Genomic DNA, 21,430 nt, shown 5'->3' on the forward strand with positions numbered 1-21,430 from the left:
TCAATGCAGGACGGTGGCGAAAGTCGCGTCCATGCGCTCGCGGTCGTAGTCCAGCAGCCACGGCTGGTGCTGGCGGTACAACAGCGAGAGCACGTCGTGGTTGGGGCCCACCACATCCATGCCCCGATCGTCATAGGGCAAGGCCATCAGCCGCTGGTTGAGGTTGAACAGGTAGACACCGCAGCAAGGGCTCGGGCGAATGGTCCCCGGATTATCGGCCAATGCGCACCAGAGCACCGGTTGCAGCAGCGACAGTGGCGCCTCGAAGGCGAGGTGCAGCCAGTACTCGGGCTGATGCTCTTCGAACCAGTCGTCCGGGTCCAGCCGCTGGCTCCACAGCGAGCGCTGGGCGGGGATGCGAATACCGGCGGCACGCAGGTCGCGCAACACGTCGCGATGGGCAAAACCGTTACCGTTGGAGTGCACGCGCAGGCACACCACCATCGATTGCTCGCCGGCAAACAGGTCGCGGCACACCGTGGTTGCCTTGCTGACCGCCAGCAGAAACCGTTCGATGTCGCTACCGCCTTCGGCCAGCTCGAAGCGCAGGCCTTGCGGGTAGGTATAGAAAAGCGGCCTGGCGAAGGCCAGGCCGCTGAAAATGTGCTGGATTTGCAGTTGTAGAGTCACGATACCTTCCTGGCTGTCGGCCCCACACTTCAGGGGCCAGAGTCCGTTCAGGCATACTACTGGAAATCAGCCGGCCACTGCCACGCTGTCAACGGGAAGGGGTTCACATGGACGTACGCTGCACATCGATTGAAGAAGTTCGCGAGCACATTGATCGCATCGACCGCGAACTGGTCGCCCTGCTCGCCCGGCGCGGCAACCTGGTCAACCAGGCGGCGGCGTTCAAGAAAACCCGCGACGACGTCCGCGCCCCGGCGCGGGTCGAGCAGGTGATCACCAAAGTGCGCGCCCTGGCCACGGAATCTGGCGCGCCCGGTGACGTGGTCGAGCAGGTTTATCGGGCGATGATCGCGGCCTTCATCGAGGAAGAGCTAAAGGCGCATGCGGCGTTGCCAGGGCAGCCAGCACCTTAGGACGATCGCGGGGCAAGCCCGCTCCCACAGGCCCCGCGATGCCTCACTCAGTGCGGTGCGCGCGGGATGGTCTTGAGCAGGTCTTCAGGGCTGATATGCCCGACCACCTGCTGCACGCTGCCCGGTTGCGGCAGGCCAAGAATGTGGCCTTTCATCTTGCCGATCACGTGCATCTCGCACGGCTTGCAGTCGAACTTCAGGGTCAGCACTTCATCGCCGTGAATCAGCTGCATCGGCGCCACCTTGGTGCGCACGCCGGTGACGCCCTTGGCCTGCTTGGGGCACAGGTTGAAGGAGAAACGCAGGCAGTGCTTGGTGATCATCACCGGCACTTCGCCCGCCTCTTCGTGGGCCTCGTAGGCGGCGTCGATCAGCTTGACCCCGTGACGGTGATAGAAGTCGCGGGCCTTCTGGTTGTAGACGTTGGCCAGGAACGACAGGTGCGACTCCGGGTACACCGGCGGCGGGTTGGTCTCGGCCTTGCGGCCGCCACGCGGGTGGGCCTGGATACGCGCTGCAGTCAGTGCTTCGATGACCTCGCGGCGCAGCGCCTTGAGCTGCGAATTGGGGATGAAGTACGCCTGCGGTGCATCGAGCTGAACGGCGGTGGCGTGATACTCGGTGGTCCCCAGCTGGCCGAGCAGGTCGCGCAGTTGCTCCAGCGCCTGCTCCGGCTTGTTGGCCAGGCCGAACGGGCCGTCCAGGGCGACGCTGGCACTGATGCCCTCCTCGCTGGTGGCGGTCAGGGCCAGACGCTGTTCGTCCAGCTTGGCGACCCAGGCCAGGCCGATACGGCGCTCGGCCGAAGTCTTCTGCAGGGCCTGCTGCCAGTTGTGGTCGAGGTTGCGGCTCAGCGGATGGTTGGGCCGCAGCTGGTGCATGCCCTTGGGCATCTCGTTGGGTTCGACGCGGTAGCGGTAGCGCTTCTCGCCGTCTTCATCGAACTCGCCTTTGGCCTCGGCGATGTTGGCACGGAACCCCACCACTTCGCGCTTGACCAGCACATTGAGGCCGTCGCCGTTGGACAGCGGCTCATGGGTGACCACCTGCAGGTCGCGCTTGCCGACTTTCTCGACCACGCCCACCGGCAGGCCGGTGAAGGTCGGCGAGTCGAAGGCGCCGATGTCGATCTTGCGCTCGCTGACAAAGTAGTCGGTGCTGCCGCGGTGGAAGGTCTTGTCCGGGTCGGGCAGGAAGAAGTGCGCGGTGCGCCCGCTGGAGGCGCGGGCCAGGTCCGGGCGGTCTTCGAGCACGGCGTCCAGGCGCTGGCGGTAGTAGGCGGTGATGTTCTTCACATAGCCCATGTCCTTGTAGCGCCCTTCGATCTTGAACGAGCGCACGCCGGCTTCGACCAGGGCGCGAATGTTGGCGCTCTGGTTGTTGTCCTTCATCGACAGCAGGTGCTTTTCGTAGGCGATCACCCCGCCCTTTTCGTCCTTGAGGGTGTACGGCAGACGGCAGGCCTGGGAGCAGTCGCCACGGTTGGCGCTGCGGCCGGTCTGGGCGTGGGAGATGTTGCACTGGCCGGAGAAGGCCACGCACAGCGCGCCGTGGATGAAGAACTCGATCGCCGCTTCGGTTTCGTCGGCGATGGCACGGATTTCCTGCAGGTTCAGCTCACGGGCCAGCACCAGCTGGGAAAAGCCGGCCTGGTCGAGGAACTTGGCCCGGGCCAGGGTACGGATGTCGGTCTGGGTGCTGGCGTGCAGCTCGATCGGCGGGATGTCCAGTTCCATCACCCCCAGGTCCTGGACGATCAGCGCGTCGACGCCGGCATCGTACAGTTCGTGAATCAGCTTGCGCGCCGGCTCCAGCTCGTTGTCGTGGAGGATGGTGTTGATGGTGGTGAACACCCGGGCGTGGTAGCGACGGGCGAATTCCACCAGTTGGGCGATATCGCTGACTTCGTTGCAGGCGTTATGGCGGGCGCCAAAGCTCGGGCCGCCGAGGTACACGGCGTCGGCGCCATGCAGGATGGCCTCGCGGGCGATGGCGACATCGCGGGCGGGGCTGAGCAATTCCAGGTGATGCTTGGGCAGGGACATGTTTTTTTAGTCAGGCTGTCACGGTCGAGGCGCGCATTGTAGCGGCGAAACGCCCGATCGGCACCCGTAGCCTGCCCGGTGGCCTGTGTAGGCCAATCGCTGGCAAGCCAGCTCCCACAGGTTCGGCGGGCGCAAGACCTGTAGGAGCGGGCTTGACCCGCGAAGAGGCCAGCCCAGCCGCCGCAACAACTCAGGCCTTGGCCGCCATCGCCGTCACTTCCACACGCATCCCTTCAACCGCCAGCGAAGCCACGCCAACCGCGGCGCGTACCGGCCAGGGCTTGGCGAAGAAGCGCTGGTACACCTCGTTGAAGGCGGCCCGCTCGGCCATGTCGGTGAGGTAGATGGTCAGGTGCAATACCCGGTCCATGGAGCTGCCGGCGCGCTCCAGGGCGACTTTCAGCGCCTGCAGGGTGCACTCGCTCTGGGCAGTGATGTCACCCAGTTCCAGGCTGCCGTCGGCACGGGTGGGGATCTGGGTCGAGACCAGGATGCCACCGAAACCGGCAACGTCGGAGGAGATCGAGTCGGCGTCCGGGTCGGGGATGAAGCTGATGTCTTGGTTAGCCATGGGTATCTCGTGTCTGGGGAAATAAAAAGGGCGGTCGCCCGCCCCTTTTTGTTACTTGCCGCTGGCCAGCGCTGGCGTACGCGGAGGCACCAGGCGCTTGGACCCGGTCGACTCGAATGCAGCCGCCAGGCGCAGCAACGACGAATCGTCGTAGGCGCGACCGGCAAAGGTCAAGCCCACCGGCATGCCGATATCGGCCATCACGCCCATCGGCACGGTCACCGTCGGCACGCCCAGGTGACGGATCGCCAGGTTGCCGTTGGCCACCCACACGCCGTTGCTCCAGGCAATGTCGGCGGACGCCGGGTCGACATCGGCGTTGGCCGGGCCAACGTCGGCGACGGTCGGGAAGATCACCACGTCGAGCTTGAGCGCATCCATCCAGTCTTCAAGGTCAATGCGGCGGGTCTGTTCCAGGCCGCGCAGGCCATCCGGCACGGTGCTGATCTGGTCCCACGGGGTGATGCCGCGCTCGGCCATGCGCACGTACTCGTCCATACCAGCGGCCAGGTCGCCTTCGCGGTTGGGCAGCGTGCCCGGATCATGCGGGAAAATCTTCGGCCCGTCGACGTCGACCAGGCGGTTGAGTTTGGGGTCGCCGTTGGCCTGGAGGAAATCATCGAAGGCCCAGGCGGTCAGGTCCCATAGTTCATGGTGGAGGAATTCCTTGGACACCAGGCCGCGGTTGAATACGGTCGGCGCGCCCGGGCGGTCGCCCTCGCAGTTGGACACCAGCGGGAAGTCGACTTCGATCACTTCGGCGCCGGCCGCTTCCAGCGCCTTGCGCGCCTGCTCCCACAGGGCGATCACCGATGGCCGGGTGTTGATCCGCTGCCCGGTCGGGCCACCGATGCCGGGGGCTTCGCTGGTGCCGGCTTCAGGGTCGGCGTTGATGTACATGCGCGGCACGCCGAAACGCTTGCCCTTGAGCGCTTCGGCATCGGCCGCCAGCTCGTGATAGGACGCCGGGCGCACCGAGTCGACGCTGGGGATTGGCACCCAGGGCTGCAGGCGCCACAGGTCGCCGCGTTTGTCCGGGTCTTCGGCGACGACGATGTCGAGCACTTCCAGCAGATCGGCCATGGTCCGCGCAAAGGGCACCACCACGTCCATCGTCGGCGTCAGCGGCCAGTTGCCGCGCACCGAGATCACCCCGCGCGATGGCGTGTAGGCGCACAGGCCGTTGTTCGAGGCCGGGCCGCGGCCGCTCGACCAGGTTTCTTCCGCCAGGCCGAAAGCCGCGAAGCTGGCGGCGGTGGCGGTACCGGCACCGTTGGACGAGCCCGAGGCAAAGGGTGCCGTCAGGTAGTCGGCGTTGTACGGGCTTTCGGCGCGGCCGTAGACCCCGCGCTGCATGCCGCCGTTAGCCATCGGCGGCATGTTGGTCTTGCCCAGGCAGATGGCGCCGACAGCGCGCAGGCGTTCAATGGTGAAGGCGTCGCGATAGGCCACAAGGTCAGCGAAGGCCGGGCTGCCGGAGGCGGCAGTCAGGCCCTTGACCAGGTAGCTGTCCTTGGCGGTGTAAGGAATGCCGTCGAGCGGGCCGAGGGTCTGGCCCTTGGCGCGGCGTTCGTCGCTAGCTTGTGCTTCTTTCAGGGCTTCGAGGTTGCGCACCACCACGGCGTTGAGCTTGGTGGCGGTATTCGGGCCGTCGTAGGCGTCGATGCGCGCCAGATAGGCCTGGACCAGTTCAACCGCGGTGGTCTGGCCGGACTCGAGCGCAGCGCGCAGCTGGGCAATGGAAACCTCTGTGACTTCGATCATGCTGCTACCGCCGACTGTTGATGGGTGACTGGATGAAGGCTTCCATCACAAGGGGTCTGGAGCACAGGGACTTCACGAATTTCAAGATGGGTTGTCATAGTTGTTCTCATTGCACGGCATGACGCGGCAGGGTCTGGACGAATTACCTGAGCGGCCTATTTAGCACCAAAAATGCCCACAGAGGAACGGGGGCCCAGTGGGCAGCGGTGCATTGAGCCAAGTGCGAGGCTGCACAATCAGCCCAAGCGCGATCTAGCGGGGTGACTTCGCGTCAGAAGACCGTACGGTTCAACGAGTAGCACGCCAATAGACATACTGAGGCAGAAGAGCGACCACATAAGCAATACCAAAACATCCGAGCACCAAGGCGTAGTCCTTGCTTCCAAAGAAATGCAAGTCCAATGCGACGCCAAGTACAACACCTGTCACGGCCGTCCCGGCCTTGGCCGACAACCACTCAAAGAGCCAGAAGAGAGAAAGCAACGCATAGGTGGCCTTACCCAACACTTTTGCTTTGCTCAGCGGAAAGAGCATGCCGAATGAAAAGTCCTTATTAGCCCGCAATACAGCTCGACACTGCGCAAAATGTTTCGGGTCCCGCTTGTTAATGCCATACAGCAACGCAGTAATGACCAACCCTGGCAACATGCAGATATTAAGTATTATCGCGGCGACCTTCGCATCCAACGCCTCTTCGATAAAAAACTGATTCGCGCCACACAGATAACTTGAAAAACACGGCAACCACCAACCTTGGGCACAACCGCGACTCAGGACAAACGTAAGGATGGCCGTCCCGAGAAAAGCCAGAATCAAAAAACGCTTGGGAATTAAACGCACAAAGGCTCCAACATCCAACAACAATCAAATCACGACCCACGGGCAAATCTGGAGCCATTGTTCAAACGCGGAGTATTCCAATGCAACAGCACGACCGTAATCACCGAACACAAGCGTGCCACAAGTAATAGCTAAATGCCAGTAAGTGCATTTTGCTTGCGCCAGTATTCAACCCTGCAATGGCGTACGGTTTAAGCCACCAGAGTTCGGCATGTTCAGCTTTACCCCTCCCGACGCAACAAGCATCATGCACAGTTCACGCTCACGGAGGATTTCGCACATGTTCAGGGCACTTTTTGACAGGCTCTTCAAGCGCACACCTACCGAGGATGAGTTTGCCCGGACCTTCATCAAGGCCGCTCGCACAGGTGGTTATGGCGAGCCTCTCGAGTACCTGGCAGATGAATTTCGCCTGCACTACGGCGACAGCGGCTACTTCAACCTGCACAACGCCTACCGCGACTACCTGAACGCCGACAAATCGCGCAAAGCCGACGTGCTCAACAGTTACCTGCGCGCCCTGATCGACACCCGCAACACCAGTGCAGCACAGACCCTGGAGCAGGTTCGCCCGCTGCTGCGGCCGGTGATCCGCAACCTGGCCATGCTCGAAGAGATCCGCCTGCACCATGTGCGAAGCGAAGGCTGGGACTCGCCCTGCCCGCTGGCCTGGCAACCGCTCTCGGAGGATTGCGCGACCTTGCTGGCAGTCGATCACCCCGACACCACCTCGACCCAGACCATGGGCCCGCCAAAGGATTGGGGCATTACCCTTGAGCAAGCATTGGCAATCGCTCTCGACAACCTGCGCGACGCCAGCCCCGATGCCTTCGAACCGATCCTGCCCGGTTTGTACCAGGGCGCCTGGAAGGACGGCTACGACACCAGCCGGGTGCTGCTGCCCGACGTGCTGCAGCGCGCGCCGGTTTTGGGCCAGCCGGTGTTCATGATGCCCAGTCGTGATGTGTTGATGGTCACTGGTGACAAAGATGACGAAGGCTTGCGCCAGATGGTCGAGCTGAGCTTCCACGCGCTGGAGAACGGCCGTGCGCAGTCCAGCCAGATCTACACCTATCACGACCGCCGGATCGTCCCGTTCCAGGTGCAGGATGCGCACCTGCAAGCGCGCCTCGGCGACTTGCAGCGCCTGTTGCGCCACGGCATCTATAGCTCGCAGAAAGAGTTTCTCGACAAGATCCACGAAGCCCATCCGGAGGACATCTTCGTCGCCACCCACAGGCTCTACAGCGATGCCGACCACCCCGGCGGCAGCTTTTCGATAGCGGCCTGGACCGAGGGCGTGTTCACCTCGTTGCCGAAAACCGACCGGGTGATCCTGGTCCAGCCTCAGGCAGACGGTTCGGCACACACCCGGGTGGTTGCCTGGCATGAGGTCGAGTCGCTGCTGGGCGAGCTGCTGACTAAAGACGGCGAGCTCTATCCACCACGCTTTCGCACCCTCGGTTTTCCCAGCGCCGAGCAGTTGAGCCAACTGACGCCCATGGGTGAATAAACGGCGTTGTGGACGGCGGCGTGGCAGTTGGACCTGCAGACCGTACGATGCCCAGGCTAAAACCGTCGGCCACCGCCTGGTCCTGGCGGTGGGCAGCCAACTGATGCGAGCGGCCCTGGGCGAGGCCAGCGATGAGCTGGGGCTGGATAAAAGTGGCACAAAGCGCCATCCTCCCCGCCTTTTGCCTGCGCGCCTGACCTGCCAAGGAGATTCCCATGCACGACCTGCCACTTGCCGCCGCCGACTTCGAGTTCCTCGAAGCTACCTTGCAGAGGTACGGCGATGACCATTCGGTGCTCAACGCCTCGGAGCTCGACGGTTATTTCACCGCGCTGGTTTCGAGCCCGGTGCAGGTGGACATCAGCGAGTGGTTCCCGGCCATCTGGGGTGGCCAGAACCCGGAATGGCAAAGCGCGCAGGAGTGCCAGCGCTTTGTCGAACTGTGTGCCCGTCATTTGAACAGCCTGGCGACCCAGCTGGTTGAGGCGCCACAGGCGTTTGCGCCTCGTCTGGAGCAGACTGAACACCTGGGCCAGCCACTGCCGCTGGCGGAGGAATGGTGCTTTGGTTACCTGCGCGGCATGGCCATCGCCAACTGGCCTGCGCTACCGGCGCCACAGGCGCAGGCGTTGCAGGTGATTACCGGGTGGGCCGAGCAGGATGAATTCGAGCTGCCGGCGGATCTGGACGTGACCTTGCACCGTCAGCGGGTAGTGGCGATTGCCCCGGCGGCGCGGGCGTTGCATGACTACTGGCTGGCGCAGCGCTAGAACGCTTGTGCCTGTGTCGCCTGGATTGCGACCGCTGTGGGAGCTGGCCTTGCCGGCGATGAGGCCGGTACAGCCAGCACATCAGGTGGTGTCTGGATTACGACCGCTGCGCGCTCGATCGCTGGCAAGGCCAGCTCCCACAGGTTCGGCGTACACAAATCCACTGTGGGAGCTGGCTTGCCAGCGATGAGGCCGGTACAGCCAGCACATCAGGTGGTGTCTGGATTACGACCGCTGCGCGCTCGATCGCTGGCAAGGCCAGCTCCCACAGGTTCGGCGTACACAAATCCATTGTGGGAGCTGGCTTGCCAGCGATGAGGCCGGTACAGCCAGCACATCAGGTGTCGCCTGGATTGCGACCGCTGCGCGCTCGATCGCTGGCAAGGCCAGCTCCCACAGGTTCGGCGTACACAAATCCATTGTGGGAGCTGGCTTGCCAGCGATGAGGCCAGTACAGCCAGCACATCAGGTGTCGCCTGGATTACGACCGCTACGCGCTCGATCGCTGGCAAGGCCAGCTCCCACAGGTTCGGCGTACACAAATCCATTGTGGGAGCTGGCTTGCCAGCGATGAGGCCGGTACAGCCAGCACATCAGGTGGTGTCTGGATTACGACCGCTGCGCGCTCGATCGCTGGCAAGGCCAGCTCCCACAGGTTCGGCGTACACAAATCCACTGTGGGAGCTGGCTTGCCAGCGATGAGGCCAGTACAGCCAGCACATCAGGTGTCGCCTGGATTGCGACCGCTGCGCGCTCGATCGCTGGCAAGGCCAGCTCCCACAGGTTCGGCGCACACAAATCCACTGTGGGAGCTGGCTTGCCAGCGATGAGGCCGGTACAGCCAGCACTTCAGGTGTCGCCTGGATTGCGACCGCTGCGCGCTCGATCGCTGGCAAGGCCAGCTCCCACAGGTTCGGCGTACACAAATCCATTGTGGGAGCTGGCTTGCCAGCGATGAGGCCGGTACAGCCAGCACTTCAGGTGTCGCCTGGATTGCGACCGCTGCGCGCTCGATCGCTGGCAAGGCCAGCTCCCACAGGTTCGGCGTACACAAATCCATTGTGGGAGCTGGCTTGCCAGCGATGAGGCCGGTACAGCCAGCACATCAGGTGTCGCCTGGATTGCGACCGCTGCGCGCTCGATCGCTGGCAAGGCCAGCTCCCACAGGTTCGGCGCTATACCTGTGGGAGCGGTGCCCCTCCCCGCCTCAACTCACTTGAGGTCAAACCGATCCAGGTTCATCACTTTCGTCCACGCAGCAACGAAATCCGTGACGAACTGCTCCTTGGCGTCGGCGCTGGCATAGAACTCCGACAGCGCCCGCAGCTGCGAGTTGGAGCCAAACACCAGGTCAACCCGGGTGCCGGTCCACTTCACCGCACCGGTCTTGCGGTCACGCCCTTCGAACGCCTCGTTGGCCGCCGATACCGGTTTCCACTCCACGCCCATGTCCAGCAAGTTGACGAAGAAGTCGTTGCTCAGCGTGCCCGGCTGTTGGGTGAAGACGCCGTGCTTGCTCTGCCCGCCATTGGCCCCCAGCACCCGCAGGCCGCCCACCAGCACGGTCATTTCCGGGGCGCTCAGGGTCAGCAGTTGCGCCTTGTCGATCAACAGGGCCTCGGCTGGTACCCGATAGCTGTTCTTCAGGTAGTTACGGAAACCATCGGCAACCGGCTCCAGGAAGCCGAACGACTCGACGTCGGTCTGCTCCTGGGAGGCATCCATTCGCCCTGGGGTAAACGGCACGGCAATGTTGACCCCGGCGTTTTTCGCGGCCTGTTCAACCGCCGCACTGCCCGCCAGCACGATCAGGTCGGCCAGGGAGATTTTCTTGCCACCGCCCTGGGCACCGTTGAAGTCGTTCTGGATGCCTTCCAGGGTGCTCAGCACCTTGGCCAGTTGCTCGGGCTGGTTGGCTTGCCAGAACTTCTGCGGCGCCAGGCGCAGGCGCCCACCGTTGGCGCCACCGCGCTTGTCGGAGCCGCGGAAGGTCGACGCCGCCGCCCAGGCGGTAGACACCAGATCGGCCACCGACAGCCCCGAGGCCAGTAGCTTGGCCTTCAGTGCGGTAACGTCGCTGTCGTCGACCAGGGGGTGATTGACCTCCGGGATCGGGTCTTGCCAGAGCAGTTCTTCGCTGGGCATTTCCGGGCCCAGGTAGCGCGACAGCGGCCCCATGTCGCGGTGGATCAGCTTGAACCAGGCACGGGCGAAGGCGTCGCTCAATTGCTCGGGGTTTTCCAGGAAGCGCCGGGAGATCTTCTCGTAGATCGGGTCGAAGCGCAGCGACAGGTCAGTGGTGAGCATGGTCGGGTTGCGGCGTTTGGCCGGGTCGTGGGCATCGGGAATGATCCCGGCGCCGGCGCCGTTTTTCGGCGTCCACTGATTGGCCCCGGCCGGGCTCTTGGTCAGTTCCCATTCGAAGCCGAAGAGGTTTTCGAGGTAATTGTTGCTCCAGCGGGTCGGCGTGGTGGTCCAGGTCACTTCCAGGCCGCTGGTGATGGTGTCGGCGCCCTTGCCGCTACCGAAGCTGTTGCGCCAGCCCAGGCCCTGCTCCTCCAGGCCGGCGGCTTCAGGCTCGGGGCCAACGTTGTTGGCGGGGCCGGCGCCATGGGTTTTGCCGAAGGCATGGCCGCCAGCGATCAGCGCCACGGTTTCTTCATCGTTCATGGCCATGCGCGCGAAAGTTTCGCGGATGTCCTTGGCGGCGGCGACCGGGTCGGGGTTGCCTTCCGGGCCTTCCGGGTTCACGTAGATCAGGCCCATTTGCACTGCGGCCAGCGGGGCTTCCAGGTTGCGCCCCTGGTCGGTGCGGCTTTCTTCGTTGCCATGCTGCTCGGGCTCGGCCACCAGGGTGCCTTCGCCAGGCTCCTGCATCGGCTGAGGGCCCTTGCCGTAACGGGTATCGCCACCCAGCCACTTGTTTTCCGAGCCCCAGTACACGTCTTCATCCGGCTCCCAGACATCCGGGCGACCGCCGGAAAAGCCGAAGGTCTTGAAGCCCATGGATTCCAGCGCCACGTTGCCGGTGAGCACGATCAGGTCGGCCCAGGAAATGCTCCGGCCATACTTCTGCTTGATTGGCCACAGCAGCCGCCGGGCCTTGTCCAGGCTGACGTTGTCGGGCCAGCTGTTGAGCGGGGCGAAACGTTGTTGACCGGAACCTGCGCCACCCCGCCCATCACCGGTGCGGTAAGTGCCGGCGCTGTGCCAGGCCATGCGGATGAACAGCGGCCCGTAATGGCCGAAATCCGCCGGCCACCAGTCCTGGGAATCGGTCATCAGCGCTTGCAGGTCTTGTTTGAGGGCTTGAAAGTTCAGGCTTTTGAATGCTTCGGCATAGTTGAAGCCATCGCCTTGGGGATCGGACTGCGGCGAGTGCTGGTGCAGGATCTTCAGGTTCAGTTGGTTCGGCCACCAGTCGCGGTTCGTCGTACCACCGCCAGCGGCATGACTGAACGGGCATTTCGATTCAGTAGACATGGGTGAGCTACCTTTGAGTCCAGCGTTTTAGTTATCTCCACATCAGGTCCGGCCGGCACATGCCAGCGCATCATAAAGGCTAGTCCCGGCCCCGGTAGTCAGCAAATAGACGCAGTATTACCCGCTGATAGCCATAATCTCTTATACCAACCCCAGGGATGGAGCAGATCGTAGGTGTAGCCGCCTCCCCCTGAGGTTCAGATCATGCACAGCCGTCCGCGTCGCACCGCCTTCCACGAAGCCGGCCATGCCCTGGCCTTCTGGTGGAACGGCCTGGCGATCAGGCGGGTGACGGTGCGCACCCGGGCCGAAGCGCTGATCGGGCCGATGGTCGATTTGCGCGGCAACCTGCAGCCGGTCAAGGGCCTGGTCGAAGCGGACTACCTGGTGCCTCTGCCCGCCTTCGAGCCGCCGGGCATCGCCGAGTACCTGCCGTCGATGATCGAGCTGATCGAACGCGATCTGCTCAACTGCTTCGCCGGCCCCGTGGCCGAAGCGGTTTACCGGCACGGTCCGGATAATCGCTTTCTCACCACCAGCGGTGCCGGTGACCGGCGCCGGGCCTGCGAGCTGATCGCCCTGCTCCCTCCGCGCCAAGTGCTTCATGCCGAGTCGATTGCACTGATGCGCTGCCACAACCTGGTGCGCCACTACTGGCCTGCGTTGCGCACGGTCGCCGAACTGCTGCGAGACCGGGGAACGGTGGATGGCGATGCGCTGATCGGGCTGCTGTGCCAGTTGACCGGCGAAACACCACAGCGGCTTACCAATCCACTGGCAACCCTGGATATCCCGCCGCGCAGCCGTGGGAGCGGCGGTGCGTCGCCTCGCCGTGCGCCGCGATAAACGCATCAGCCCACCGACGGCACCTTGGCCGGCTGGCCATGCTGGCGGGTGGTGATGATGCCAATGAAGGAAATCACCAGCGCCAGGCCGATGGTGGTGGTGACCTCGGCGCGGTGCTCCGGGGTCACCAGCATGACCCCAAGGGCGGCGCTGATGAAGGCGATGACCAGGTAGGTCAGCCAGGGGAACAGCCACATGCGAAAGGTCAGCTCGACCTTCTGCTTGAGCAGCATCCGGCGCATGCGCAACTGCGACACGGCAATCACCAGGTACACCAGCAAGGCAATGGCACCGGAGCTGGCGAGCAGGAACTGGAACAGGCCGGCCGGGGCAAAGTAGCTGACCACGGTGATCACCGCGCCCAGCACGGTGCTGGCGATGACTGCGGCGCGCGGCACGCCGACCGCCGAGGTCAGCTTGACCTGCCGGGGCGCCTCACCGCGCTTGCCGAGGGAAAACAGCATGCGCGAGGCAATGTAGATCGAGGAGTTCATGCAGCTGGCCACCGCTACCAGCACCACCACATCCATCATCAGCTTGGCGTGGGGAATGTTCATCAGTTCCAGGGCCCGCTGGTAAGAGCCCACCGAGGCCAGCTGCGGGTCGTTCCAGGGCACGATGGAAATGATCACGGCAATCGACAGCAGGTAGAACACGCCGATGCGCCAGATTACCGAGCGGGTGGCCCTGGCGATGTTCTTCGCCGGGCTCTGGGATTCGGCGGCGGCAATGGTCACCGCCTCGGTGCCGATAAAGCTGAACATCACGGTAATGAAGGCACCGACCACCGCCGACACGCCGTTGGGCGCAAAGCCACCATGGGTTTCGAGCAAATGGCCCAGGCCGCTGACCTCGCGTTCCGGCACCCAGCCCATCAGCACCGCAGCGCCAAGGGAGATGAAGGCGATGATTGCCACGACCTTGAACATGGCGAACCAGAACTCGAACTCACCGTACTTGGACACGCTGAACAGGTTGGTCGCGGCCAGGGCGATGATCGACAACAGGGCAAACAGCCAGGCATCGACCATGGGCATCCAGGTGTTCAGCACATGCCCGGCGGCCAGGGCTTCGATGGGGATCACCAGCACCCAGAACCACCAGTACATCCAGCCGATGGTAAAACCGGCCCAGGGCCCGATGGCCTGGTCGGCGTAGGTCGAAAACGAACCGGTGTCGGGGTTGGCCACGGCCATCTCGCCGAGCATGCGCATTACCAGGATCACCAGCAGGCCCGACAGCACATAGGCCAGGATTGCCGCGGGCCCGGCGGCGGCAATTGCATGCCCGGAGCCGACGAACAGGCCGGCGCCAATGATGCCGGCGATGGAAAGCATGGTGACATGGCGTGGCTTGAAACCCTGCGCCAACTGACCGCTCGAATCCTTGGAGCCCAGGCTGATCATTATATTTATTCTCTTGTGATCGGAACGCATGGCATTGACTGCTGGCGTCACCTTACCTGTGCTGCTTGACGGCGGATTTGCCTGAGCGCGCCGTTCGCTGTGTCTGATCTCGCCATGAAACGTTGGTGCCAGCTCAGTGCAACGCCCGCGTCACCAGGAAGTTAACCAACTCCGGCTCGTCGTCCAGTTCGATCGAACGCACCGGGCGCGGCAGGTTGTCGAGCACCGTGCGCCAGAAGGCGTGAGCGGTTTCGTCCTGGTCGTAATAGCGCACCAGCCACTGGTTCTGCCCGCTCGCCAGCACCTGGCTGGCCAGGGCGCTGCCGATACCCTTGCGCCGGTAGCGCTTGAGGATGAACAGGTCGGCCAGCTCCAGGGCATCGAGCCCGGGCAGCTCACTGCGTTCGATCAGCAAAAAGCCGGCGATGTAGCCGTCGACCAGGATCAGGTTGGCGCTCCATTGCGGCTCTTGCCAGTAGCGTTGCAGGTGCTCGTCGTGCACGTAGAAACGGCCGTCGACCTCGACGTCTTCCTGTTCCCAGTCCGAAGACTCGTAGGCGTAGAACTGGTAGAGGTTGCGAATCAGCTCGGCCTGCTCGGGGCCGGTTTGCAAGAGCTCGACAGTGAGGTCGCTCATGACAGGACCTCATACAGCGGAAAAATCGACGGCATTGGTATCTCGATAAGTGAACGAACAGCGCGTTTTGCGGGCGCTATTGTTTACAAAAGCCGGGGCCAATGCCATCGCTAAAACGCGTTACCTGGCCGGCAGCGCGGCGACCGCGTCGATTTCGATCTGCATGCCATCCAGGGCCAGGCGCGGCACCGGGATCAGCGTGCAGGTCGGGGTCATGTTGGCGCCCCAGGCGCGCTGGGCTTCGGCGCCCCACAGGCGCAACTTGCTTTCGTCGTGATCGACGATCAGCAGGGTCAGCTTGAACACATCGGCCAGGGTTGCGCCTTTTGACGCCAGGGCGATCTGCAGGTTGGCCAGGGCCTGGCGCGCCTGTTCGGCAAAATCGCTCGACAGCCGGCCCTCGAGGTCTTCCCCGCCCTGCCCGGCGATGTACAGCAGCCGGGCATTGGCGGCGACCTCGGCGACATGGGAGTAGGCATTGGCACTGGGGTCGTAGAGGCCTTCGGGGTTGGACAGGTGGAAAGCTGCGGTCATGGTGCTGCTCCGAATGGTGGGAGCGGCGAGTATCAAACCTCGACCTAAGTAGAGGTCAAGCCTGATGTTGCCAGCGCTGCGCGCTGGATCGCTGGCAAGCCAGCTCCCACAATGAACCTGTGTACATCGACCCTGTGGGAGCTGGCTTGCCAGCGATGTGGGCTGCAGCGGGTAAAGTCTCATTGCTCATGGCTCGCCCTCCTCAAGGATCAATGACGACTGCCGTGTTAATGTAGCCCTTCGCACGGATTCGACCAGAGAGCAGACATGCCCATAGACCTACCTGAAACCATCCGCCCGCTGTTCATTGCCGCCGGCTGGCCTGCCCAAGTGACTGCCCCAGAGGCGGACATCGGGCCCAAAGGCCACCCCGCCAACGACTTGCTCAGGGCGTTCAATGGCCTGTGCGTCGGCCACTGCGGCGCCGGTGAAGAATGCGCCGCCGGCGACATCGAGTTCAGGCCCAAGCCCGGCCTGCACGACGAAAAAGTCATCGTGGCGATGCAACACAAACTGAATACCACCCTGGTGTGCATCGGCGATGTGCACCACGGCCATGGCGCGCTGTTTGTCGACAGCCGGGGCGCCTGCTACCTCATGAGCCAGGTGCACGACGCCTTCTGGCTGCAGGGAAACACCTTCGCCGTTGCCGCAGAAGGCCTGTTGCTGGGCCGCAAATCACAAACACAACTGCTGTGAAATTCAGGCGCAAATAAGGCAAATTGCTGGCCCCCTGCTACCCGCTTCGTAGGCAAACTCGCTTTCTTTTCAGCGAGTTAGGTAGGTGCTATGCGGGCTTATGGATTGACCCTGGCAGCGTTTTTTCTTGTCGCACTCCCGCTCGGCGCCCAGGCCAAGGCCCTGGGCAACAATGACCGCTACATGTGCAGTTGGGGTTCGGACATTGCCGCCGGCGCCCAGCAGTCGAAGCTCTCCGGGGTGACCCTGTACGCCGCGCGCAAACGCCTGCAAGTGCGTAAATTCAGCAAGCCGTGGATGCGCATGACCGCCATGGGCATCACCGAACAGACCTACAACAGCCAGTCACGCCTCAAGCCTGCGGCCATCAAGCAGACCTACTACGAGCAATGCGTCAGCCATGCGCTGGCGCGGCGCTGAACACGCCGGCTGATTCGAGGGTTTCAATCAACCGCTCCGGCCACACCGTGTCGGTGGTTTGCCGCAGTTCCTCGGCCGACCACCAGCGATGATCGGCCATTACCTCGACCTCCGAAGGCGTCCATCCCTGGCGGCACAGTTGCTGGTCCTGCGCCTGGATCAGGTAGTACTGCTCGACCGACGTGACCCACTCGCCGCTGGGCAACTGCATGGCGAAGCGGCGCTCGTTCAAGGGTGCGCCCACGGCGTCGACCTGGATGCCGGTTTCTTCGCGTAGCTCACGAATCGCGGCTTGCTCGAAGGTTTCCCCCTCCTCCACGCCGCCCCCCGGTGTTGCCCAGTAATCGTCGCCGGCCAGCGCGCCGTTGCGATGGACGAAGCGAAACAGCAATACGCTTCGGGAGGGGCTGATGACCAAAAGCCGGGCTGATTTTCGCTCACGCATCGTGGTGTTCCTGTCCTTGGTTTATGATCGCGGGCGAGATTCTACCGGGCTCCAAGGATGAACAACGACAAATCTGCGCTGACGACCATTGATTATCACGGCAGCTGCCTGTGCGGCGCCGTCAGCTATCATATCGACACCCAGATCAAGGCCGTCACCCATTGCCATTGCAGCCAGTGCCGCAAGGCCCATGGCGCAGCCTTTGCCACCTATGGCAGTGTGCCTGCTTCGGCCTTGAGCTGCAGCGATCCGCAACGTCTATTGCGGGTGTTCAAGTCATCGCCAACCGTCAGCCGCAGCTTTTGTTCAGCCTGCGGGACGAGTTTGTTCTGGGCCAATGCCAGTGGCGATTATCCAGACTGGATCAGTGTTGCGCTGGGCACCCTGGACACACCTTTCGAACCCACCCGACAAAAACATGTGCATGTGCAGTCCAAGGCCTGCTGGCTGGTGATTGGCGATTCATGGCCGCAACACCAGTGACCCGTAAAACATCAAAGCAAGGACGCCCCATGTATCGTTTGATCTACCCCTGCATCGGCGCATTCATGGCGCTGACTAGCACGGTTCAGGCAAGCAACCTGTGCCCTGGCGCCAACACCGAAACGCAGATGCTTGAATGCATGCAGCAGTCGTTGAAAAAATCCGATCGGCAATTGAATGAGCTCTATCAGGCCTTGGTCGCACGCTTCAAGGCGGAGGGTTCGGCGCCCGGACAACCCACCCAGGACCTGGCGCTGAAAAAAGCCCAGCGCGCCTGGATTGCCTTTCGTGATGCCAGTTGTGAGTTAGAGACGTACGAGTCCGTTGGCGGCAGTGGCTTCGCTACAATCCATACCCATTGCCTGCTGAAGCAGACGCAAGCCAGAGTCCAGTACCTGAAGCGGGTTACCGGTATGCCTTGAAGGCCTGCAACAGCGGCGGCAGCGCGGCGTTGATCTTAGCGCCGTTGGACAAGCGCACAAAGCCCACCATACTGAGTCGTCACTGCGGACAAGTACGCCCGCAGCCTACCCAGGCTTATCTGCGAAATAAGGAGTTCCCATGGCAGGTTGGTTCGAGTTGAACACCAGCAGTGACGGTCAGTACCGCTTTGTCCTCAAGGCGGGTAATGGCGAAATCATTCTTACCAGCGAGTTGTACAAGGCCAAAGGCTCAGCCGAAAGCGGCATCGCCTCGGTCCAGGCCAACAGTGGCGTGGACGAGCGCTACGAGAAAAAAGAGGCCAGCAATGGCAAGTTCCACTTCAACCTCAAGGCCGCCAATCACCAGGTCATCGGCACTAGCCAGATGTACGCATCGACGCAGTCGCGCGACGCGGGCATCGCTTCGGTGAAGAGCAACGGCAGCAGCAAGACCATCAAGGACAACACCTGAGTCCGAACCGTCAGCGGGCAGTGATGCCCGCTGCCTCACACCTGATACTCGACCCGATCCGCCTCCACCGGCGTCGGCACTTCCCAGCGAAAATACATGCGTTCGATGTCCTTGTTGCGCAGCGTGGTGTCCCGGCGGGCATTGCGACGCATCAGCTCGCGCTCGCTTTGTTCCAGGTACACCAGTTGCACGTCGGCGTCATAGCTGTAGAGCAGGTCGAGGGTCTTCTTGCGCATCTGCTGCGACAGGTGCGTGCTGTTCCACACGAAAGGTTCGCGGCGGCGCAGCAAGGCCTTGGCCTTGTCGATCGCGTACTGCGCCACCGGCCCCTTGTCACCGTGGCTCAGGCCCAGCTCCTGGCGGGCATCGTCGAACGACACCACGGCAAGCTTGGGCGCATGCTCGTTGACCCAGGTGTCCTTGCCGCTGGCCGGCAGCCCCGCCAGCACGATCACCTGCGAGCCCCGCACTTCGCGGTACAGGCTGTACTGCGGCAGCACCGAGGCCCCGCGAAAGTAACTGCGCCGGGTGTAGTCGTCGGCAAAGGCCTTGGGTTGATCCAGGCAGCCCTCGTCCTCGGCCAGCAGGCGGAACACTTCGATGTCGTCGAGTACCCCCTGCTTGCCGGCAAAGCCGCGGCCCTGCATGTCGGCGCTGGCCACTGCGCAGAGCATCCACACCGGCACCTCCCACGACAGGCGATGGAGAATCTGCTCGGCCGAACGCCCGCTCTTGTCCCCGGCCAGGGCAAAGAACGGCAACTGGTGCACGTTGATGATCCGGCAGATGGTTTCGCGCAGCTCAAACGGCACACCGGCCTGCCACAGCAGGATTCGCGCATCCACTGCTCCCCGGCGTGAGTGCCCGGGCTGGCCGATCTTGCCGGTGATTTCATCGATCACCGTGCACGACGGCTTGGCGATGTCGTGCAGGACTGCGGCGTAGAACAGCACGAACTGCTGCTCGGGGTTGGCGCGTTGGTATACCGGGTCGGCGAGCAAGGCATCGACCACCATCATGGTGTGGGTCCAGACGTCGCCTTCCTGGTGGAAGACCGGGTCCTGGGGGGTTGCCGCCAAGGCGCGCAGCGACGGAATCGCCTCCAGCAGCGCCGGGTAGTCGACCGCGCGGCCGGGGCTGGGCATCAGCCCTTGCAATGTGTTCATGTCCATATCATTCAACTCCTTGTTCGGCGGCCTGCAGGCTGGCCCAGGTGACCTGGGGCTCGGGCGCATACAGGTCGACACCGGCGGCCAGCAGGTTGGGGATGTACGGCTGGCGCAGGTGGTGTTCATCAGCTTCGAGGATGGCCTGGACGAAGTCGTGGCGCACCCATTTGATCCGCCCGGTGGTGTGCTCGGCGGTTTCGATTTTCAGGTACAGGCCCTCCATCAGGTCGGAGCGGTCGCCCTGGTTCCAGGCCTTGGCAAAGTCCAGTTGCTGACGGGCGATGACTTCGGCGAAGGCGTCTTTCCAGCGCCGGGACTTGGCCTGCGAATGGCCGACCAGGGCCAGCAGGTCCTTCAGCCGTGGCGGTGCGATGCCTTCGAACAGCACCGGCACCGACAGCACCGGACCACCCGCGAGCAACTGCTGGCGCCGCGCCGTAGAGAGGAACACCTGCTCCGCGCGGTCCCAGATATCGAACTCGAAGAACAGGTGCGGCAACTGGTCGTAGAACACGCTGTGGCGCTTGCTCATCACCTCGCCAAACAGCACGTAGCGGTCTTCCAGGTGCTCGAGCAGCCAGTCTTCGTGACAGGCCGCCCATTGCTTGAACTGGCTGAACTGGCGCTCGCGGCTGCCACCGGCCAGGTAATGGCCACGCGACTGCAACAGCAGCTCGCCGGCGGCGGAAAAACTGATCGCGGCATTGGCGCCGTCGAGCTTTTCCTCGACCACCAGGTACTGACCGTTCAGACGGCTGTAGGGCAACTGATCATGGTCGCTATCGCCGGCTTGCAGGCGGGAACTTTGCAGGTGTGGGGTGCGCGGGTACTTGTACAGGTCGAGCTGCGCGAGCTCGCGGATATCGAGTGTCATGGGTCTTCTCCAAAAGGGGGAAAACCGACGACAGCGGGCAGGTGAAAGTGCGTGCGCAGGCAGGCACCAACAGGCTTAAACGTCCGTCGTCGGCATCAGGCGTGTTGGTTGGCGTGGGGCACTGGCTTCACCTAAATAATGAGGGGTGGATCTGAGGGTGCGGATTGGAAACGAGATGGGGGTGGGCTGTCAAGTGCTATGCCGTCCGGGATGGCCTCATCGCGGGGCAAGCCCGCTCCTACAGGTACTGCGCCAATCCTGTGGGAGCGGGTCTTGCCCGCGATCGAGCGCGCAGCGGTCGTAATCCAGACAACACTTCATGTGCTGACTGCACTGGCCTCATCGCTGGCAAGCCAGCTCCCACAAATGTATCTGTGCAAACCTCAGGCAGATTGCCGCTGCGCGTCGTTGAGCGCACTGCCCTTCGCGCTTTTGCGCTCATGTCTCTGGCGATCGGGCTGTGGCAAAACTGACGGGCCAGAAGTGCTGCACCAGGGGTGCAAACGGCTGCGAATACCGCTATTGCGCCATACATTCAGCAGCCTAGAAAACGCGTTCCATGACAATGATCCGCTCCTCCCCCTCCATCACCTCGCGGACCTTGGCATAGCCCAACCGGGCATAGAACGCCTCTGCGGTAATCGATGACGGCACTCGCAACAGCGCCTGCCCCGTTTGCCGGGCCAGATCTTCAATCGCCTGCATCAGGGCACGGCCAACGCCGGTGCCTTGCAACCCTGGCACCACAAACACGCTGCGCACCACATTGCCTTGCAGGCTGGCGGTGGCGACCACCTGTTGGTCGAGCACCGCTACCAGCACCTGGCGTTGCTCGAGCAAGGCCAATATCCGTTCCGGAGTAAAGCTCTGCTCGACCTGGGCAATCAGCGCCGCCGAGTAGTCGGCGGCGTTGCTTTGCTGCAAGGACTGGATGATCACCGCGCTGATGGCAGTGGCGTCGGCAGGCGTGGCGGGGCGAATGTGCAAGGTCATC

22 protein-coding genes are annotated in these 21,430 nt (G+C 63.0%); 9 read left to right on the forward strand and 13 right to left on the reverse strand.

Going from position 1 to position 21,430, the window contains the following annotated elements:
* Window positions 1-630, reverse strand: a complete 630-nt coding sequence (locus CCOS864_RS15270) for a DUF3885 domain-containing protein (protein ID WP_115087069.1) — start codon at window positions 628-630, stop codon at window positions 1-3.
* Window positions 631-737: 107 nt separating this feature from the next.
* On the opposite strand from CCOS864_RS15270, the gene CCOS864_RS15275 reads away from it, so the two are divergent.
* Entirely contained in the window at window positions 738-1,043 is a 306-nt protein-coding gene (locus CCOS864_RS15275; protein WP_115087070.1) for a chorismate mutase, read from the forward strand.
* Window positions 1,044-1,090: 47 nt separating this feature from the next.
* On the opposite strand, the gene CCOS864_RS15280 is transcribed toward CCOS864_RS15275, so the two are convergent.
* From CCOS864_RS15280 to CCOS864_RS15295, 4 genes are all read right to left on the reverse strand, one after another.
* The gene (locus CCOS864_RS15280) at window positions 1,091-3,088 is read right to left on the reverse strand and encodes a peptidase U32 family protein (RefSeq protein ID WP_115087071.1); all 1,998 of its coding nucleotides are present in this window, start codon (window positions 3,086-3,088) and stop codon (window positions 1,091-1,093) included.
* 190 nt (window positions 3,089-3,278) lie between these two features.
* The gene (locus CCOS864_RS15285) at window positions 3,279-3,659 is read right to left on the reverse strand and encodes a RidA family protein (protein ID WP_115087072.1); all 381 of its coding nucleotides are present in this window, start codon (window positions 3,657-3,659) and stop codon (window positions 3,279-3,281) included.
* 51 nt (window positions 3,660-3,710) lie between these two features.
* Window positions 3,711-5,423: an amidase gene (locus CCOS864_RS15290; protein WP_115087073.1), complete on the reverse strand. Its 1,713-nt coding sequence runs from the start codon at window positions 5,421-5,423 to the stop codon at window positions 3,711-3,713.
* Between the two features lie 288 nt (window positions 5,424-5,711).
* A complete protein-coding gene (locus tag CCOS864_RS15295; RefSeq protein WP_115087074.1) occupies window positions 5,712-6,263 on the reverse strand; it encodes a hypothetical protein in 552 nt (183 codons plus the stop codon).
* Between the two features lie 280 nt (window positions 6,264-6,543).
* Between CCOS864_RS15295 and CCOS864_RS15300 the strand changes: the two genes are divergently transcribed.
* Entirely contained in the window at window positions 6,544-7,776 is a 1,233-nt protein-coding gene (locus tag CCOS864_RS15300; protein WP_115087075.1) for a DUF1444 domain-containing protein, read from the forward strand.
* Between the two features lie 215 nt (window positions 7,777-7,991).
* The gene (locus CCOS864_RS15305) at window positions 7,992-8,546 is read left to right on the forward strand and encodes a UPF0149 family protein (protein ID WP_115087076.1); all 555 of its coding nucleotides are present in this window, start codon (window positions 7,992-7,994) and stop codon (window positions 8,544-8,546) included.
* A 1,212-nt stretch (window positions 8,547-9,758) separates the two neighbouring features.
* Here CCOS864_RS15305 and katG read toward each other — a convergent pair.
* Window positions 9,759-12,029, reverse strand: coding sequence for a catalase/peroxidase HPI (katG, locus tag CCOS864_RS15310; RefSeq protein WP_115087077.1), 2,271 nt, complete (start codon window positions 12,027-12,029; stop codon window positions 9,759-9,761).
* Between the two features lie 204 nt (window positions 12,030-12,233).
* Between katG and CCOS864_RS15315 the strand changes: the two genes are divergently transcribed.
* Complete coding sequence (locus tag CCOS864_RS15315) at window positions 12,234-12,875, forward strand: M41 family metallopeptidase (RefSeq protein WP_115087078.1); 642 nt, start codon at window positions 12,234-12,236, stop codon at window positions 12,873-12,875.
* A gap of 5 nt (window positions 12,876-12,880) precedes the next feature.
* On the opposite strand, the gene gabP is transcribed toward CCOS864_RS15315, so the two are convergent.
* From gabP to CCOS864_RS15330, 3 genes are all read right to left on the reverse strand, one after another.
* Window positions 12,881-14,281 carry a GABA permease gene (gabP, locus tag CCOS864_RS15320; protein ID WP_115087079.1) on the reverse strand — a complete coding sequence of 467 codons (1,401 nt, stop codon included), beginning with the start codon at window positions 14,279-14,281 and terminating at the stop codon, window positions 12,881-12,883.
* Between the two features lie 133 nt (window positions 14,282-14,414).
* A complete protein-coding gene (locus tag CCOS864_RS15325; RefSeq protein ID WP_115087080.1) occupies window positions 14,415-14,918 on the reverse strand; it encodes a GNAT family N-acetyltransferase in 504 nt (167 codons plus the stop codon).
* 120 nt (window positions 14,919-15,038) lie between these two features.
* Complete coding sequence (locus CCOS864_RS15330) at window positions 15,039-15,452, reverse strand: RidA family protein (protein WP_115087081.1); 414 nt, start codon at window positions 15,450-15,452, stop codon at window positions 15,039-15,041.
* Window positions 15,453-15,719: 267 nt separating this feature from the next.
* Between CCOS864_RS15330 and CCOS864_RS15335 the strand changes: the two genes are divergently transcribed.
* Together CCOS864_RS15335 and CCOS864_RS15340 are read left to right on the forward strand one after the other, a co-directional pair.
* Window positions 15,720-16,151, forward strand: coding sequence for an SUKH-3 domain-containing protein (locus CCOS864_RS15335; protein ID WP_115087082.1), 432 nt, complete (start codon window positions 15,720-15,722; stop codon window positions 16,149-16,151).
* 90 nt (window positions 16,152-16,241) lie between these two features.
* Window positions 16,242-16,571 carry a hypothetical protein gene (locus CCOS864_RS15340; protein WP_115087083.1) on the forward strand — a complete coding sequence of 110 codons (330 nt, stop codon included), beginning with the start codon at window positions 16,242-16,244 and terminating at the stop codon, window positions 16,569-16,571.
* Here CCOS864_RS15340 and CCOS864_RS15345 read toward each other — a convergent pair.
* Window positions 16,546-17,016 carry an NUDIX hydrolase gene (locus CCOS864_RS15345; protein WP_115087084.1) on the reverse strand — a complete coding sequence of 157 codons (471 nt, stop codon included), beginning with the start codon at window positions 17,014-17,016 and terminating at the stop codon, window positions 16,546-16,548. The two genes, CCOS864_RS15340 and CCOS864_RS15345, sit on opposite strands and share 26 nt — an antisense overlap.
* Window positions 17,017-17,073: 57 nt before the next feature.
* On the opposite strand from CCOS864_RS15345, the gene CCOS864_RS15350 reads away from it, so the two are divergent.
* From CCOS864_RS15350 to CCOS864_RS15360, 3 genes are all read left to right on the forward strand, one after another.
* Entirely contained in the window at window positions 17,074-17,499 is a 426-nt protein-coding gene (locus tag CCOS864_RS15350) for a GFA family protein (RefSeq protein WP_115087085.1), read from the forward strand.
* Window positions 17,500-17,528: 29 nt separating this feature from the next.
* Window positions 17,529-17,921, forward strand: coding sequence for a lysozyme inhibitor LprI family protein (locus CCOS864_RS15355; RefSeq protein WP_166675675.1), 393 nt, complete (start codon window positions 17,529-17,531; stop codon window positions 17,919-17,921).
* A 139-nt stretch (window positions 17,922-18,060) separates the two neighbouring features.
* The gene (locus CCOS864_RS15360) at window positions 18,061-18,393 is read left to right on the forward strand and encodes a YegP family protein (protein WP_115087087.1); all 333 of its coding nucleotides are present in this window, start codon (window positions 18,061-18,063) and stop codon (window positions 18,391-18,393) included.
* Window positions 18,394-18,428: 35 nt separating this feature from the next.
* On the opposite strand, the gene CCOS864_RS15365 is transcribed toward CCOS864_RS15360, so the two are convergent.
* The 3 genes from CCOS864_RS15365 to CCOS864_RS15375 all read right to left on the reverse strand — a co-directional run bounded on the left by CCOS864_RS15365 (window position 18,429) and on the right by CCOS864_RS15375 (window position 21,429).
* Window positions 18,429-19,565, reverse strand: coding sequence for an AAA family ATPase (locus CCOS864_RS15365; protein ID WP_115087088.1), 1,137 nt, complete (start codon window positions 19,563-19,565; stop codon window positions 18,429-18,431).
* Window position 19,566: 1 nt separating this feature from the next.
* On the reverse strand, window positions 19,567-20,436 hold the full coding sequence (locus CCOS864_RS15370; protein WP_115087089.1) for an RNA ligase family protein: 870 nt from the start codon (window positions 20,434-20,436) through the stop codon (window positions 19,567-19,569).
* 543 nt (window positions 20,437-20,979) lie between these two features.
* Window positions 20,980-21,429: a GNAT family N-acetyltransferase gene (locus CCOS864_RS15375; RefSeq protein ID WP_115087090.1), complete on the reverse strand. Its 450-nt coding sequence runs from the start codon at window positions 21,427-21,429 to the stop codon at window positions 20,980-20,982.
* Window position 21,430: the final 1 nt, after the last annotated feature.

This window comes from Pseudomonas wadenswilerensis (genome assembly GCF_900497695.1).
GTDB lineage: Bacteria > Pseudomonadota > Gammaproteobacteria > Pseudomonadales > Pseudomonadaceae > Aquipseudomonas > Aquipseudomonas wadenswilerensis.